This is a genomic window from Ruegeria sp. HKCCD7296, from assembly GCF_013110775.1.
Lineage (GTDB): Bacteria > Pseudomonadota > Alphaproteobacteria > Rhodobacterales > Rhodobacteraceae > Ruegeria.
Genome location: NZ_WVRF01000010.1, coordinates 89557 through 103976, shown reverse-complemented (window position 1 = coordinate 103976; position 14420 = coordinate 89557). Strand labels below are relative to the sequence as shown.

Here is a 14420-nt window from a genome sequence, read left to right as displayed (position 1 = left end):
TGAGACTCTGCCTTTTAGACTAGAGTCGCTTACAACTCATTCGTGAAGAACAATTCGTTGCAACTGCCAGATTGAGCGGGCGAAAGTCGTCTCTGTTTGATAGTCAGGACTGTCGTCAAACGGAAACATTATCCAGTAAGGTCCTTTTTCACGAACCGATATTGTGGCGCCGTCAATCCGGGTCGCGATTATCGGCACTTCCGACTCCAACTCTGCAACGGGCATTTCTATTGAATAGTCGTTCAAAGCGAATAATTTAAGAAGACTACCTTCGGCGTTAAGGTTTCCAAGCAGGCCGGAAACCGGCACGCCGCTGAATTTTCGGACTCCGTCAGTCCAAATTGTAGAAGTAGAAAAGGAAACCTGTTCCAACGAATCCAAGTCCTCCAATGAGAGTTCTATTTGCTCTCCACCAACAAGCACAACCGTCAATGGGATTGAATTTTGTGCGTTAGCTGATGAAAAACACATCGCGACAAGTGCTAAAACGATGCTCAGAACACTTTTTGATATCATAGAGTTGGCCTCCCCAAACGCATGGTGTTACATTGATGTTATCATTTAATTGGGCAGCGAACATACTGTAAGGAAAGCCGAGCCAATCGCCGCTTGGTGGACAATAGTTCTTATTCGGAGGCAACCTAGTTGTCGATGCGTACTATTTTACTAGCCGATGATCACCAACTGGTTCGCGATACCTTGGCCGCCTATCTGTCTGAAAAAGCTGGGTTTGAAGTAAAGGTAGCTTCAAGCGCTGAGGAAGCATACGTATCGCTTTCAGCTTTCAGAAATATCGATCTCGCCATTATTGACTATCAGATGCCAGGAATGGACGGGTTAGAGGGTCTAGTGAGACTCAGATCGCGGTTTCCAAACCAAAAAACAGTGATAATTTCCGGAGTAGCCTCTCCTGAAGTTGCGGATAAAGCCATTGAACTTGGGGCGCTCGCCTATTTTCCAAAGTCTATGCCTGTGGATTTGATGCTAGCTAGTATCAACGAACTGATTGCGAATAGTCCTGTTGATCACTCAAGTGACAATTCTCTGAAACAATCTGAAGATAGACTGAAAATCTATGGCTTAACAGCTCGAGAGAGGCAGATCCTCCAGATGCTGGCATCAGGTCAATCCAACAAATCGATAGCGCAAGATTTAAGTTTAAAGGAAGTGACCGTGAAGTTTCATATAACGAATATTCTCGGAAAACTGCGGGTGAGTAATAGAACGCAAGCTGCTTTGCTAGCAAATTCGAACTCTCCGGTATAGTTAGGACCTTTTGCACGTTCGCCCGATCGATGTGAAGTATCGGTTTTGCTCAGTTCACGTTGCATTTGTGGATCCGCCCCTACCCTAGACTTTAGTCTTGGTCGCGAACTCTATAACGGTTAGGAGTAAACTCTGCGTTATGCTCGCGCCCAGCAATAAACTCAGTGAACTTGGAAAGCGGCAGTATTTACCGAACTTACTTTACCGGAAAATAAATCAATCAATCGGATCAAGAAGCTGGTTAGAACGCTTTTCGTCAAGCATGTCAAAAAAATTTGTCGCTCCGCCCGCAAATGGGAGGAGCGACCAGAATCGATTAAATGAAACAACCACTCACTGATTGCCACTTTAGTATAGGAAATCTGCATGCTGGAATCGAGAAAAAACATCGGCGTGATGTGATTTATTTAAACTCGTAGCTGTTCAGCCTTTCGTCAAAATCTTTTCAGAGACAGTTTTGATGCAATGCAAACCTTATACACAAAAAGCCTTTGAGCTATCAGAAATTGCCCGCTTAGGGCTCACTGCCGTCATCTGAGGCTTTTCGTCGGATGACCGGTTCGCCGCTCTGAGCGGCCATCCGCGCTGATGTGGTTTAGGTGGTGTCTTCGCATCGGCTTGTCTCTCACGTTTGCGCTTGGTCATCAGATCAACCCGTACTGTTTGGGCGTTGCGGGCCAATCATTCGGATCGGTCTTGATCAGTTTGATCACACCTTCTAACCCGGTCGGCCAGTTGTGGTACCGGTGATACCCGTTGATCTTGGCCAGCGTGCGCAGTGCGGTGTGAACCTTATGGGCGGTGTCTCGGTTGCCGTGACTGCCGATCATGAACACCTGTGAAAGTCTTTCCTGATCAACGAAGGCTTTCAGGTTATTCCTTAGCCAAAGTGTATAGGCGATCCGGTGAAGCGGGTCGTTCGGCCATTCGAGCGACTTGCCCCCATTGGCGCGGACCATTTCCGTTTCGGTAATGTCCGATGGCAGGTGGACCATATTACCCTCCGTTGATCGCGTCGTTCAGGAACGCTTCAAAGCTGGTGACGTTTTCACCTCCTGGCTCTGGTTCTGCGGTCGATGGGGCTTTGGTCGCGGACGCGGATGTGACCAGCCCGTCTTTCGACCGTAAGCCAATGTCACGGGCCAAGGTCTGCAATTGCTTCGTCAGTTCGGCCTGATGCGTGTGGACCGGATGCTTGCCGGTGATGCCGTTCGGGTGCGTGAAGATTGGTGGCAACATCGAACAAACAATTCTGTTGTCGTGAAGTTGCTGCTGAACGAATGCCATTTCCACGATCATTGCCAGATCACCAATGGACCAACCGTCAGCATTTGACTGATAGACCTGCGCATAGAACTGCTTGCCAACATCATTCAACACTTCAACACCCGGCACGGCGGGCGGTTCGATACTGGCGGGCTCATCGGCCTGCGCGGCCTGTCGTAAGCCGGTCAGGCTGTCTTTGCGTGTTTTGTGCTGTTTCCGGGGCATTCGTGCAAATCCTGTCTGATTGCGCGTAATTCGTCCTGAATTGGTGTGTTCAGACGGTAGTATCTTGGCGTAAAATGGCCAGTTGGCGCAAGATTTTTGCGCACGTAGGGTCAAATCTCGAATTAGCACGAAAAGTTTTGGACCCACGCCGGTGACGCACTCCCTAACTTTGTTTCCGACTACCCCGCCCCTAGAACGATCAGCGACCGACCATCAAACGTATATACATCGCCACGTCATCGACGCGTGATCAGTCATCATCGTTGCGTTGTGTGAAGATGGTGATGGGGATGGATGGTGCGTGCGTCACAACTTGGGACAATCGATCAACGAACGATTAGTCACGTGTCGTTGTCGTCATCATCGTCATCGTTGCTGTTGCAGACGGATGACCAATCACTACCAACAGGGAAACCATCAGGTCCAATTGCTGGCACCTCGCGACCGCGACCCTTCGATGCGTGCCGCGCGTTATCGCATGGCCTGCACAGTGTGCGAAGGTTCGGCAGGAACAGTGCAAGGTCTGGGAACTGGTCGCGTGGTTTGACGTGATCCACGATTGCAGCACCTGAACGCCGAACGTCAGCACCGCAGTTGGTGCATCTGTAATTGTCGCGGCGTTTCGCCAGTAGCCGCAGCTTCTTCCACTTTGGTGATGAATAGAACGGATGCGTCTTCTTCTGTGCCATTACTTATAGATTTCCAGCTAGATGATTTGGTGATTGATCGGCAGGACACCTAGGACACGTTTCGGACACTTACTGGTCACCGGGGTATATAAGGGACTCTTTTTTCCTTACGCGTAGTAATTTCAGAAAGGTGTCCTAGGTGTCCTATTCAGGACGGTATCGGCAGTATTTTTAATTTTACGCCGCGAAAACCGCGCTGTGTTTGGGTTTTGTTTTTACCAGCGGTAATTTTCAGCGGTTTGGTTTTCAGTGTTTTTATGAAACCGTCCTGTGTCCAATCACCAACGTCCCGCCCATCGATGTACGCTTTGAACACACCGAACAACATTTCACTGCCCATGAAGTCTTCCTGATCACCGGTCACGACCAATCGATCCGCAACGAATTGGCCAACCGGGTCCATCCGCATTTCCGCATCGGCCTGCATCTGAGCGTTAATGTCCGTCACGGTAAAACGCTTCTGGCTTCGAACACGCTGCCAGCCCTCGACAGCCCAACGCAGGATCGCGGATCGTTCGGCCAGTAACGCGTCCAATAGTTCCGGGTCTTCGCGCCCATAGAACGAATTGGGGAAGGTCAGATAGATGAACCGGCTGGCCAGCACACCGTCAGGATCACGGAGCAACAGAATGCTGTTGGACATAAGGATCAGGCGCACGGTCGTCTTGCCGGTCCACACGGGCTTGTTCTTGCGCTGCACGTCCACATCGTCTTCACCGGTCACGGTCAGGATCAATTCACCAATTGCGCTGAAGTCCGAGTCCTTGCTCAAGCGCACGTCGGGTACCACCATCAGGCTTTTACCCACCGCGCCTTCCATGACGAACTGATTGGCCAACAGGCTGGACCGGATCGAATAGACCAAGTTGCCTTCCATTGCCTTCAGCAATTTGATGTTGGTACCTTTGCCGGTTCGTTTCTCGCCAACGAACATGAACCCCTTCTGAAGCCACGTCGCGCCGGACAGCAGGTATCCGTAAATCTCCTGCATAGACCCGATTTGATCGGGCGTGTCCAACGCTTCGTTAAAGAACGCTTCGGCCCGTGTCCCGGTCCAGACCGCATCGGCCTGCCACTCGGCATCAATCCAAGTGTGATTGAAGAAATCGGGCATGTGTGCGACCAGCTTGCCGGTGTCCAGATCAAGAATGCCATTCTGAACGGATCGCCATGTCCCTGGCTCTGGTTTGTTCCATCCCGGTTCGATGGCTGCGGATCGCTTCGTGACCGCCCGCAGTGCCGCGACGTAGTTCGACACCAGCACTTTGGTCGGGCTGACTTTGTGGCGTGTGATCCCGTCCTGCGTCTCTTTCTCGTAACAAACGATCTTGCTGAAGAAGTGGAACAGCACGTCTTTAATGTCATCTTCGGCCATCACTTCCCAATGCGTGCCGATCCACCGATAGAAGTCGCCCCGCCAGTGGGTCAATGTGCGCCGGTCATTGTCCGTGAAGTACCCGGCAACGATCAGACGCGCTGTGTGTTCCAGATCATGGGGGTTGATGACGGTGCGGTAAGCCATTTCGACCTGATCGCCCCGGATCAGTTCGGCCACCTTGTCCACGACCGGATCGATTTCGACCGGGACTACGCCGGGTGGCATCTCGGCTACCACCGGCCCGCCTGCGGCCTGCATCATGGAACCGATCACGTCAGGCGGTGGTGTCATTTTGTAGACAGCACCGCCATGGGCGTAAGAGTTGATCAAACCGGAATTGAAAACCATCGCCTTACCGCGACCGTCATCCGGGTCCATCGGATCGGCCAGTGACTTTTCGTGATAAAAAGTCAGATCACGCATCACTTCACCGACCGTCTTTAGCCCAATCTCAGGATCATCGAACTTCAGAACGTGATCGACAGCCAAGACACCCTTGTCAGCCATGGTCAATTCCGCGCGGATCGTCTCAATCGACTTGCCGGTACGTTGCGCTTCATCTTGTGCAAAGGTGTCGCGAACGGCTTGCGCTTCATCGCTCACTTCCGCCTTCGATTGTCGGACCAGATTGTCGAATTGCGCTTGTTCTTCCGGTGTCAGGTCGGGCAACGCGATCCGTGTATCCAGCACCCCCGCCCCCGGTGAAACGACAGCAGCACGGCTGGCTGCGTCCTGCACCAAGGGTTCAGCCACAAATGGCGCACCTTCAAAGATCGGGCGTTCCGGTGGTCCGACGGAACGGTCCACCAAAGACCGTTCCATCAACGCACCCCGACTGGCGACCCAATACCAACCGAACCCAGCCAGGAACATGCGCTGGTGAAGGACTTTCAACGCTCTGTCTATGTCTGCGCTGTCCGCAACGGGCAGATACAAATGAAAGCCCCCATTGTGCGGGTAGGTTTCGCCGGTCTGGATGTTGCGCAATCCTGACGACGTGCTGTTGCGGTACACGTGACCGACTTGGGACGCGCCCGGAATCTGGCCTAAAATTGCATCAACCGCCCGCACGGATTGCAGCTTTTGGCGCACTCGGTCCGGCATTCCTTTCTGGTCGAAGTCGATCAGCATCAGACCCGGCAAACCTTCGCGGTATCCTATGTGATCTTGTGACCGGGTGATGTGCGTGCCGGGTGGCATGGTCCGTGCAACCGCTTTGGTCACAAGTGGCCATAGCGTGTCGCCTGACGGGTCATTCGAGATAATCCCCAAGGTGATGCACTGGTTGGATGGCATCGTGTTTAATAGGTCTGCCAGATGGGTCAGTGTCGGCAATTGAATGGTCTGTGCTGTGCCGGTTTCCAAGGCGCATTGTTTGCTGTCGTTGTGCGGCTTCCCGCTGCCGTTCAAATAGATCGACTTCGACATGATGCCTTCGTCTTTGGTGACTAGGGTCAGGGCGAATCCTGTGGTATCGTTGGGCATCTTTAGTTGTCCTTCATCGAAGGGTTTCAGTTGGCCCGGTCATTGCCCCATGCGGTGACCGGGTCGTTTTTATTGGGTCAGTTCTTCCAGCCGACAGCGTTTGATCGGACCGTAATCGACATATTCGTTCAACACCTCGACCAGCTTGTTCAGGCGGTCCGCGTCGTCCGTCAGACCGATGATGGTCAATAGTTCAGCGACACCGCGAACCCGATTACGGGCGTTACCCAGAACCTTATTCGTCGTTTCCAGTTCCATTTGGGTCAGGTGATCTTCTTCGTCCGCACCCTGCCAATACAGGTTGTAATCGCCACGGGCTTGGCAATGGCTGATCCAGTGACCATCCATGCCACCATGCCGGTGGATTTGGCCGCAGTATTCGCAAAGGAACACCAGTTGGTCTTTGTCGCGTCGGGCAAACTCAATTGTATCTTTCATCATCGTATTCGCTGTTTTGGTGGTGATGGCAGGTTTGGGTCTTTGTACGGCACGCCGGGTGGTAGGCGGTGATAGGCACCCCCGCCCCGGTATCGACCGCGCTTGATCACACCGGCCCGCATAAATCCTAGACCCTTCAGATGGCGGCTTATCTGGTGCGACATGCGCGGACCCCAATATCGGTATTGCAGCCCGAGACGGTCGAAGACTTCGCGCGGTGTCGTCACCTGATCGTCGCGTGTCTGGCACGCGATCTGCCAACGGGTGATGCGCATCTTCAGCACATCCCCCGGTTCACCATGGCCCGCGCCACAACATCGGGACACATCAACCAGCCCTGATGCACGGCAAATCCGCAGTGGAAATCGTCCCAGAGGTGGCAGAACACAGACGCCTGCCTCATCATCTGGAACGATGTGTAAACTCTCACACCGGGTTCGACATTCGTGACGACGGTGACCCAGACATTCCCTTCGGCCAGTTCCGGGTCGGGCTCGGGCAGAACAATATCCACTTCTTCCCGGCTCATACGACGCAGGCGGAATTGACGATCTGGGTTTCTCTTGAAGAACTTTCTGTCACCGGCTTGGAAATCTTGCTGGCGGGTGCGGGTTTGTGTATTACTCATTTCATACTCTTGATGATGGTGAGTTGCTCGTCGGCAAACTGACAACCCGGTTTCAATCAGCACCCGGCCCCAGTGGTCGGGTGTTCGCTTTCAGGCGGCTTCTGCTTCGTTGAATGTGTGTGCGTCGTCCGCGTCCAGTTCCAGAACGGCATCGCCCCCGGTCAGCAGCGCGGACAGTGTCGCAATCGCTTCGGAATAGATGGACACGCGGCGCGGGTTCTGGTCCGCCACGGCTTCGAGCAAGCACGTTTGCCACGTATCAATCTTTTCCCAGGCGGTGGGTCGGTTGATCTGCATAGATCTTCCTTTCGTTACATTGGTACGTGATAGAGCGGCACCGGTTCGCCTGATCCGTCTTCACCGTCGGCCAGATCGGTCAGGGCAGAACAAGTAAATTCAACACTCGTCTTCAGCCCTTCGACGCAATCAAGCAATTGCGGGTAGCGAGTCGCATTGGCCACCGTTTCCACTTCGTCCAATGCGGTAAAAAGCTGGTCGGCAAGGGTGCCAATCCCCTTTTGACTAACACCCATCACGCGACCCCCCGCGACAGGTCCGCGTTCAGGACGCTATCGTCAGCCAACAGGCGCGGATCGTTCAGATCGCGCAGCTTCTTCCGGTAATGCAACCAATCGTCCACCTCAGCTTCGACATAGCCGTTGGTGTGCTTGGTCAGTGGCACCCGCTTCGGAAAGAGGTTCTTCTTTTCCAGTTCGGTGATGGTGGTGCGGGACAGACCGGTCCGGTCTGAAACCTCGCTAATGCGCATCAAGCGCAGGGTCCGTTCTTTGGACATTTTCTGTACCTCAGTTGGTTAAAGGTACAGACCAATATTCACATAAAAATCGGTTCAGATAGGGACAAAAAACACGACTATGCTTTTTGTCCCCTTTGGTAAGCCTTCTTCAATGACGCCGGGTTTCTGGTTGCGAAAAGTCGCGCCAGATCGGGATTTTCCAACATGACCGCGTCGATACAAACCTCAATGATTTGTCCGGTCGCCTCGCGCTTGGCATCAACCAGACGGGCGAACCTTGCGTTCCGGTCGCTGCTGTTGCGCCCGTAGACAGGTGGCTTGTCCAGATCGACACCAGCGCGGCGCAGATAGGCCATGGCACCCAATACTTCATCCAGCATGCCTTGCGCCCCGTCCCGGTCGCCTGCGTCCCACAGGGCCAGCCCAGCACGCGCACGGCGCAATACCTGACGGGCCAGAGCGTGACCGGTTTGCAGGTCGATGTCGAAACGCCTCTTGGCCTCGGGATCAGTCAGTCGGTAACCTGGCGATCCTTTCAAGTGTTGCAGTCGTTCGATGATCTGGCGCAGTTCTTCGCCGGTATTCATGACGCCACGATCCGATCCACAGCGTCGGCCAGACGGACATAGGCGTTCCGCATTTCGTCGCTGTAGTCGTACAGGTCATAGACCGCCTGCATTCGCGCAGCCCCCGCCAGAGCGTGACCCATGCAGCGTTCCGCGATTAGAGGGTTCACACCTTCCCGGCCCATGATGGTCCGCCCTGTGCGCCTTAGATCGTGCCATGACCAACCGGACGTTCCCGACAGCTTGTGCAGCCGCTTCAGCGTGCGGTCGAAGTTGCTGGTGATCGGGAAGATCGGGCCGGACTCTACGCCTCGCTTGGTGAAGATCTCGGCCAGTTGCGGGGCAATTGGGTGCGCTTCGGTGCGGTATCCCTTACCGCGTGTTTTGAATATCCGTGCCTGCCAGATGCCCGCGTCGTGATCGATGTGTTCGACTTCTGCCCCGGTTACCTCTTGGCGGCGGCGCATGCTGTAGATCAGCGCAAGGGTGAAGTCGCGCCACAATGGCGGCAGCTTCGATGCGGCCAGAACCACCGCCTTCAGTTCCGCATCGGACAGAACGCGATCCTGTGGCGTCTCAGGCACCAGATCATCCAGCCTGCTATTCGGGATAGGTTGGCCCGCATCCGCCCAACGCAGGACGGTGGACAGATACCGGCAGGCACGTTTGGCTGCGACGGTACGATCCTTCAGAACCGGGGCAAGCATCACCTGATCCGTCAACTTGCGGACCGGCTGGCCCGCGTCATAGCGATATTCAATCTGGCGACGCATGTCGGGCCATGACGCCAAGCCGTGGCCTTTCTCATTCGCATAGGCATCCATCAGGTCAGCCAGTGTGCGCCGGTCCTGTGTGGCTAGAACCTTCTGCCCCACGACACCATTCACGGCAGCTTTGTCGGCCTCTGCAATCAGGATGGATGCGGCCTTGCGGGCATCGCCCAGGCTGGTGACCGGGTACTGGCCGATTGTCACCTTGCCGGTCTTTCTGCTTTCGAGACGGAACGTTTTGACGCCCCGTGCCGTGACGCGCAGGCGCAGGCCGGGAACACCTTCGACGGAATAGTCAGAGCGGTCCTGACCGGGTTTAACTCTTGCGGCCTTCACGGCTGCATCGGTAGTAATAGCTTGGGTCATGTGTTGTCCTTTCATCCATGATCCGGGGGCGGTGATTGTTTGGCGACAGGACCGCCCCAAATCGTTCGGGGGTGCGCTGGGGGTGCGCCCCTAGTGCGTTGCATGGGTCATATGGTCATAATGGGCGGGTTTGTGCAAGAGGTCGAACGCGTAAAAATCCAATTAAACAAAGGCATGGGCAGCATGGGCAACTTGCTCAGGGGTGCATAGGTGTGCATGGCATGCAAGAGGTCAGGGGTTCGACTCCCCTAGGCTCCACCAAAACCTAACAATACAACTAGATAGCAAGCATTAGAGCGGTGTGACACACAGGTGTGACACAAAATGAAGCTGCATGCGTATCTCTCACTGTACAGACACTGCATTTATAACTTCCGTCGGCCACTGTCCTATACGACACCACCCCCCCCGCACGAGACCAAGCACCACACCTAGAACCGTTAGGATGAAGTGTATGGCGTTGTCATGGACGCTCCTGTGCAGTAGCGTCCAGCACCATGGTCATCCGGCGATACCCATTTGTGCTTTTGGTTAGCTTTCTGGTCATCCTGACCGGCATAGCTGGCGTTGCTCACGCGGTATCAAATGGTTGCATTGGCATTCATTGTGAAGAACATGCGCAAACTGCGAAACACTCTGTATCAGCAATGAGCAGCGGTGACATCTCGGTTCCAAGTCATCATCATGACCCAGAGAGTTCTGGAACCGGAGAATGTAATCCCTTTATCTGCCAAGTAGTGGTATTGCTCGTCGAGAACGGTGAACCCGCTCAAGGTCAACGTGATATTGACCTAGAGCTCCAGGATAATGCCCAAGCCAAGCTGAATGAACCAGATAGCCCATACAGGCCCCCTGACCTTTGAAGCAGCGTAAATCCTTGCGGACGCAAGCGACAAGCCCGTGCGGCTGTTCGCGATGTTTCGCAGCACTAACAGCTTCCAAAATGTCAGGACCAATCTATGAAAAAAAGATACTTAACAATAGGCCTATGCACCGTCGCTGCTGTCGCCGCTTTCACAACTCTTCGGCCCGGTTCAATCGAAGAGGCCGCACCACAGGAACCACTTGAAGGCGATGCTATGGTCGCAATTCAGATGCCGCCCATCGAGGGTAACGCTGAAATCGGCCAGCGTGTCTTTGAGGTCTCCTGCGCCTCTTGCCATGGTGTCAATGCGGTCGGTGTGGAAGGCGCAGGACCGCCTCTGATCCACAAGATCTACGAACCCAGCCACCACGCGGATGAAGCCTTTCAGAGGGCAGTTTCACAAGGTGTGAGAAGCCACCATTGGCAGTTTGGCGACATGCCGCCCGTGGAAGGTCTGACGCGAGGTGACGTTGCCATGGTGATCGCGTACATTCGTGAAATTCAACGTGCCAACGGGATAAATTGAGGACAGGACCATGAAAAAGTTCATAACACTCGCACTCATGGCTGCCCTTCCCAGCGGCGTACTCGCGCATTCCAAGATCGAAGAAACAACTCCTGCCGACGGAGCCACAATAACCACTGTGCCCGCTGAAATTGGCCTCAACTTCTCTAAGGATATCCGGTTGACACGGATACAGATGGCCCATGAAGAACACTCGGCCGTAAGCCTGGATTTGGGCGACCAGACAAATTTTGGTCAGGAGTTCACGATCCCACTGCCGAGCAATGGAACGGGCACCTATGTCATCGAATGGCGTGGTTTAGGTGAAGACGGCCATGCGATGCAGGGCAAGTTTTCCTTTACCGTGGAATGAGCATGCCAGACATTTGGGGTATTGCCTCGATCCTCGCAAAGCTAGGGCTCTACATCGGCTTTGCGGGGTCCACCGGGCTTGTGATTGTTAGTTACCTCTGTTCCGGCTTTGTCGCACCGATAAGCCTCGGGATAAAACGCCAAGCTAGAGCCTTAGCGTGGCTTGCTCTCGCCGCAACGGTTGTTGGTTTCCTGCTTCGTGGAGCCGCCTTAACAGGCGGAGTTGACGGCATGGTCGATCCAGAAATGCTTGGTCTGCTTTGGCAGACATCCGTGGGAGACGCCTTTGTCTACCGCCTTATCGGCGCAGTGTTGATCCTTGTGGGGCTGTCTGTTCCTCGCTTTGGTCAATGGATCGCACTGTTGGGTGGCACAGTGGCTTTGTGGTCCTTTGCACAGATCGGGCACGTACCCGAGCTAGAGAGTGTCGGCATCCAGCTCTTGCTGCTATTGCACCTGCTATGTGTAGCCTTCTGGGTGGGCATATTTAGCCCGCTGCGGAGTTTGGCTCTCATGCCTGAACATCTGACAGATGCTGCTGGACTGGGGCACAGGTTTGGACAAGCTGCTGCATTGATTGTTCCGACTTTGATCGTGGCAGGTCTCTGGATGGCTTGGTTGCTTGTTGGCAATCTCCAAGGGATCTTGTTCACTGACTACGGGCAGGCACTGTTGTTCAAGGTGTTGCTGGTGGGGCTGTTGTTGATCCTCGCCGCAGCGAACAAGCTTCGATTTGTTCCGTCCATGCAAAGCGGAGATGCTAAAGCAGCGCGACACCTCGCCCGATCTATCGAGGTGGAGGCAATAGTCGTATTAGTGGTTTTGGCGACAACAGCCACACTCACGAGCGTACTAACGCTTCCGAGTTAAGGTAGGCAGAGATGAAAAAACACCTTTCCGCACTTGCTATATGCTGCATTGGTACCAGCGTCGCTGCAGACCATGAGTTGTTAGATAGAGACCTCGCGAATGGGCAGGAACTCTATGCAGAGCACTGCGCCTCATGCCATGGAGTTAATCTGGAAGGCCAACCCAACTGGCAGACACCCGACGATGACGGAGTGTTGCCTGCTCCACCACATGACGTGACAGGGCACACATGGCACCATGATAATCAGCTGCTGTTCGAGTATACCAAACTAGGTGGGGCAGACGCGTTGGCAGCACGCGGTGTTAAAGACTTTAACAGTGGCATGCCCGGCTTTGAAAGCACCATGACTGACGAAGACATATGGGACGTTCTGGCCTACATACGTTCCACTTGGCCTGACGATGTTCAACAGATGCAGGCTAGTCGCAACCTGCCGCACCAGTAGAAGACAATATTCTAGAATGGGTTTGGGTACTGGCCGCAGAAGGCGTCTCGGGTAGTGAACTAATCAGCATACACCAATTACTTGAGAACTCGAACTGGAGTTTTGATGCCGCGCACCACTGTTTTGATGCGCGGCTTGCGATATCACTCGCTCCGAACGATGTCCGAGTAAGCGCCATTTAGGTTGAGTGTGACGGTTACCGCCTCATCGTCCCTGTTTCGCCAGAACCAGCCGTGATCACCGGCGAAGGGGGTTTCAAAACTGCCCTCGCCTTCGGTTTGACCGCGCCCCTTCTCGTAGGTCACGTTTTGGTCGCCCGCATGCGCGTGGAGGTCGAAGTTGATACGACCACCTTCAGCCGCCCACGCGTAAAAGAGGGTCGCGCCCTCTTCCATAGTTGCCTTAATCTCGGTGAACTCGCCAGGTTCGAGCGTGAACGTGATTGTATCCTGCCACGCCTCCTGAGCAAGTGCTGTGCCAACGAACAGACCGAACACGTTATCCCATAAGCTTGACGACTGATCGGCCCCATGAAGCTGTTGGTCTTGTTCGGCTTCATCCGCCAGGTCCTGTTTGATTTCACCCATCTCGGTCAGGCCAAGCACGCGGCCGGCACCCGTTGGGTCGATCCCGTATTCCGCAGGCAGCACAACAGCGACCAGTATTGCCACGGCGCTGACACCCGCGATGATGGTGGACCGAAGGAGTTGGGCTGAGCTTGGTAACTCTTCGAGGCTCGGTTTCTTTGCGTTAAACATCTGTGGTGTTCCTTATGCGGCCACAAAATAGCCGGTGAGTTGGTATCCCATCAGCACAAAGCCGATGGTCATCATGACGACATTGACGGTGTAGGCTTGTTCGAAAAACTTGGCGCTCTTTCGCCAGTACCCCATGACGATGAGGATGGCAGCCAATGCCAGAAGTTGCCCGATCTCGACGCCAACGTTGAACGCCAGGAGGTTGGGCAGAAGCCCGTCGGGTGCGATCTGGTAGTCGAGTATCTTCGTAGCCAAGCCGGTGCCGTGAAACAGGCCGAAGATGAAAGTCGCCGCCTTGGTGTTGGGCTGAAAGCCGAACCACCGTTGATAGGCCCCTAGGTTGTCGAGTGCCTTGTAGACAACGGACAACCCAATGATGGCATCCACAATGTATGAACTGATGCCCCAGCCAAACCAGACGCCTGCAAGCATCGTGATGGAATGCCCCACTGCAAAGAGGCTCACGTAGACTGCAACGTCTTTCGACCGATAGAGGAAGAAGACGACGCCAAGGAGGAACAGGATATGGTCGTAGCCCGTCACCATATGTTTGGCGCCGAGGTACATGAAGGGGATGATGTGCACGCCCCAGATTTCTTGGATGTAGCCAGCATCGCCGGGCGTAACATCATGCGCCAAAGCTGCGCTGGTCGATAGCAGCAATATGGATAGGACGAAGAACGCGAGACGCTTAGAATTGCGTCTGACGCCTTCAATGAAGGTTCTTATGGAGTAACTCCGCTTAGTATTTAGATTGATCGGTGATGCGC

General features: G+C 54.3%; 20 protein-coding genes. 5 read left to right on the top strand and 15 right to left on the bottom strand.

Going from position 1 to position 14420, the window contains the following annotated elements; translation table 11 throughout:
* Positions 1-36 precede the first annotated feature (36 nt).
* Positions 37-516 (bottom strand): oxidoreductase, encoded by a 480-nt coding sequence (locus tag GS632_RS14375; RefSeq protein ID WP_171181263.1) that lies wholly within the window; start codon positions 514-516, stop codon positions 37-39.
* 135 nt (positions 517-651) lie between these two features.
* On the opposite strand from GS632_RS14375, the gene GS632_RS14370 reads away from it, so the two are divergent.
* Positions 652-1266, top strand: coding sequence for a response regulator transcription factor (locus GS632_RS14370; protein ID WP_171181261.1), 615 nt, complete (start codon positions 652-654; stop codon positions 1264-1266).
* A 644-nt stretch (positions 1267-1910) separates the two neighbouring features.
* On the opposite strand, the gene GS632_RS14365 is transcribed toward GS632_RS14370, so the two are convergent.
* The 12 genes from GS632_RS14365 to GS632_RS14310 all read right to left on the bottom strand — a co-directional run bounded on the left by GS632_RS14365 (position 1911) and on the right by GS632_RS14310 (position 9834).
* A complete protein-coding gene (locus GS632_RS14365) occupies positions 1911-2261 on the bottom strand; it encodes a hypothetical protein (RefSeq protein ID WP_171722070.1) in 351 nt (116 codons plus the stop codon).
* A 1-nt stretch (position 2262) separates the two neighbouring features.
* Positions 2263-2757, bottom strand: a complete 495-nt coding sequence (locus GS632_RS14360) for a hypothetical protein (RefSeq protein WP_171722069.1) — start codon at positions 2755-2757, stop codon at positions 2263-2265.
* 341 nt (positions 2758-3098) lie between these two features.
* Positions 3099-3446: an HNH endonuclease gene (locus GS632_RS14355; RefSeq protein WP_171722068.1), complete on the bottom strand. Its 348-nt coding sequence runs from the start codon at positions 3444-3446 to the stop codon at positions 3099-3101.
* Between the two features lie 148 nt (positions 3447-3594).
* Positions 3595-6309: a DUF5906 domain-containing protein gene (locus GS632_RS14350; RefSeq protein ID WP_171722067.1), complete on the bottom strand. Its 2715-nt coding sequence runs from the start codon at positions 6307-6309 to the stop codon at positions 3595-3597.
* A 69-nt stretch (positions 6310-6378) separates the two neighbouring features.
* Positions 6379-6747 (bottom strand): hypothetical protein, encoded by a 369-nt coding sequence (locus GS632_RS14345; protein ID WP_171722066.1) that lies wholly within the window; start codon positions 6745-6747, stop codon positions 6379-6381.
* Positions 6747-7022 (bottom strand): hypothetical protein, encoded by a 276-nt coding sequence (locus GS632_RS14340; RefSeq protein WP_171722065.1) that lies wholly within the window; start codon positions 7020-7022, stop codon positions 6747-6749. Before GS632_RS14340 ends, GS632_RS14345 begins: the two co-directional genes overlap by 1 nt.
* Before the next feature lie 2 nt (positions 7023-7024).
* Positions 7025-7375 (bottom strand): hypothetical protein, encoded by a 351-nt coding sequence (locus GS632_RS14335; protein WP_171722064.1) that lies wholly within the window; start codon positions 7373-7375, stop codon positions 7025-7027.
* Between the two features lie 90 nt (positions 7376-7465).
* Complete coding sequence (locus GS632_RS14330; RefSeq protein WP_171722063.1) at positions 7466-7672, bottom strand: hypothetical protein; 207 nt, start codon at positions 7670-7672, stop codon at positions 7466-7468.
* Between the two features lie 14 nt (positions 7673-7686).
* Positions 7687-7908, bottom strand: coding sequence for a hypothetical protein (locus GS632_RS14325; protein WP_171722062.1), 222 nt, complete (start codon positions 7906-7908; stop codon positions 7687-7689).
* A complete protein-coding gene (locus tag GS632_RS14320) occupies positions 7908-8171 on the bottom strand; it encodes an AlpA family transcriptional regulator (protein ID WP_171722061.1) in 264 nt (87 codons plus the stop codon). The genes GS632_RS14325 and GS632_RS14320 overlap by 1 nt, the downstream gene beginning before the upstream one ends.
* A 77-nt stretch (positions 8172-8248) precedes the next feature.
* Positions 8249-8719: a hypothetical protein gene (locus GS632_RS14315; RefSeq protein ID WP_171722060.1), complete on the bottom strand. Its 471-nt coding sequence runs from the start codon at positions 8717-8719 to the stop codon at positions 8249-8251.
* Positions 8716-9834 (bottom strand): integrase family protein, encoded by a 1119-nt coding sequence (locus GS632_RS14310; protein WP_171722059.1) that lies wholly within the window; start codon positions 9832-9834, stop codon positions 8716-8718. Before GS632_RS14310 ends, GS632_RS14315 begins: the two co-directional genes overlap by 4 nt.
* Positions 9835-10793: 959 nt before the next feature.
* On the opposite strand from GS632_RS14310, the gene GS632_RS14305 reads away from it, so the two are divergent.
* The 4 genes from GS632_RS14305 to GS632_RS14290 are packed head-to-tail and all read left to right on the top strand — an operon-like array spanning position 10794 to position 12892.
* Positions 10794-11225 carry a cytochrome c gene (locus GS632_RS14305; RefSeq protein WP_170787093.1) on the top strand — a complete coding sequence of 144 codons (432 nt, stop codon included), beginning with the start codon at positions 10794-10796 and terminating at the stop codon, positions 11223-11225.
* Positions 11226-11235: 10 nt separating this feature from the next.
* Complete coding sequence (locus tag GS632_RS14300; RefSeq protein WP_171181708.1) at positions 11236-11577, top strand: copper resistance CopC family protein; 342 nt, start codon at positions 11236-11238, stop codon at positions 11575-11577.
* A 2-nt stretch (positions 11578-11579) separates the two neighbouring features.
* Positions 11580-12446: a copper resistance D family protein gene (locus GS632_RS14295; RefSeq protein WP_171722058.1), complete on the top strand. Its 867-nt coding sequence runs from the start codon at positions 11580-11582 to the stop codon at positions 12444-12446.
* An 11-nt stretch (positions 12447-12457) separates the two neighbouring features.
* Positions 12458-12892 carry a cytochrome c gene (locus GS632_RS14290; protein ID WP_171238403.1) on the top strand — a complete coding sequence of 145 codons (435 nt, stop codon included), beginning with the start codon at positions 12458-12460 and terminating at the stop codon, positions 12890-12892.
* A 143-nt stretch (positions 12893-13035) separates the two neighbouring features.
* On the opposite strand, the gene GS632_RS14285 is transcribed toward GS632_RS14290, so the two are convergent.
* Positions 13036-13650, bottom strand: coding sequence for a transmembrane anchor protein (locus GS632_RS14285; RefSeq protein ID WP_171238404.1), 615 nt, complete (start codon positions 13648-13650; stop codon positions 13036-13038).
* A gap of 12 nt (positions 13651-13662) precedes the next feature.
* Positions 13663-14316 carry a HupE/UreJ family protein gene (locus tag GS632_RS14280; RefSeq protein WP_245223309.1) on the bottom strand — a complete coding sequence of 218 codons (654 nt, stop codon included), beginning with the start codon at positions 14314-14316 and terminating at the stop codon, positions 13663-13665.
* Positions 14317-14420: the final 104 nt, after the last annotated feature.

What these genes read in the sequence shown, in the direction of transcription:
- GS632_RS14290 (WP_171238403.1), top strand. Translation starts at nt 12,458, where the DNA reads ATGAAAAAACACCTTTCCGCACTTGCTATATGCTGCATTGGTACCAGC.
- GS632_RS14315 (WP_171722060.1), bottom strand. Translation starts at nt 8,719, where the DNA reads ATGAATACCGGCGAAGAACTGCGCCAGATCATCGAACGACTGCAACAC.
- GS632_RS14330 (WP_171722063.1), bottom strand. Translation starts at nt 7,672, where the DNA reads ATGCAGATCAACCGACCCACCGCCTGGGAAAAGATTGATACGTGGCAA.
- GS632_RS14340 (WP_171722065.1), bottom strand. Translation starts at nt 7,022, where the DNA reads ATGCGCATCACCCGTTGGCAGATCGCGTGCCAGACACGCGACGATCAG.
- GS632_RS14370 (WP_171181261.1), top strand. Translation starts at nt 652, where the DNA reads ATGCGTACTATTTTACTAGCCGATGATCACCAACTGGTTCGCGATACC.
- GS632_RS14295 (WP_171722058.1), top strand. Translation starts at nt 11,580, where the DNA reads ATGCCAGACATTTGGGGTATTGCCTCGATCCTCGCAAAGCTAGGGCTC.
- GS632_RS14345 (WP_171722066.1), bottom strand. Translation starts at nt 6,747, where the DNA reads ATGAAAGATACAATTGAGTTTGCCCGACGCGACAAAGACCAACTGGTG.
- GS632_RS14355 (WP_171722068.1), bottom strand. Translation starts at nt 3,446, where the DNA reads ATGGCACAGAAGAAGACGCATCCGTTCTATTCATCACCAAAGTGGAAG.
- GS632_RS14310 (WP_171722059.1), bottom strand. Translation starts at nt 9,834, where the DNA reads ATGACCCAAGCTATTACTACCGATGCAGCCGTGAAGGCCGCAAGAGTT.
- GS632_RS14320 (WP_171722061.1), bottom strand. Translation starts at nt 8,171, where the DNA reads ATGTCCAAAGAACGGACCCTGCGCTTGATGCGCATTAGCGAGGTTTCA.
- GS632_RS14335 (WP_171722064.1), bottom strand. Translation starts at nt 7,375, where the DNA reads ATGAGTAATACACAAACCCGCACCCGCCAGCAAGATTTCCAAGCCGGT.
- GS632_RS14350 (WP_171722067.1), bottom strand. Translation starts at nt 6,309, where the DNA reads ATGCCCAACGATACCACAGGATTCGCCCTGACCCTAGTCACCAAAGAC.
- GS632_RS14300 (WP_171181708.1), top strand. Translation starts at nt 11,236, where the DNA reads ATGAAAAAGTTCATAACACTCGCACTCATGGCTGCCCTTCCCAGCGGC.
- GS632_RS14360 (WP_171722069.1), bottom strand. Translation starts at nt 2,757, where the DNA reads ATGCCCCGGAAACAGCACAAAACACGCAAAGACAGCCTGACCGGCTTA.
- GS632_RS14305 (WP_170787093.1), top strand. Translation starts at nt 10,794, where the DNA reads ATGAAAAAAAGATACTTAACAATAGGCCTATGCACCGTCGCTGCTGTC.
- GS632_RS14285 (WP_171238404.1), bottom strand. Translation starts at nt 13,650, where the DNA reads ATGTTTAACGCAAAGAAACCGAGCCTCGAAGAGTTACCAAGCTCAGCC.
- GS632_RS14325 (WP_171722062.1), bottom strand. Translation starts at nt 7,908, where the DNA reads ATGGGTGTTAGTCAAAAGGGGATTGGCACCCTTGCCGACCAGCTTTTT.
- GS632_RS14375 (WP_171181263.1), bottom strand. Translation starts at nt 516, where the DNA reads ATGATATCAAAAAGTGTTCTGAGCATCGTTTTAGCACTTGTCGCGATG.
- GS632_RS14365 (WP_171722070.1), bottom strand. Translation starts at nt 2,261, where the DNA reads ATGGTCCACCTGCCATCGGACATTACCGAAACGGAAATGGTCCGCGCC.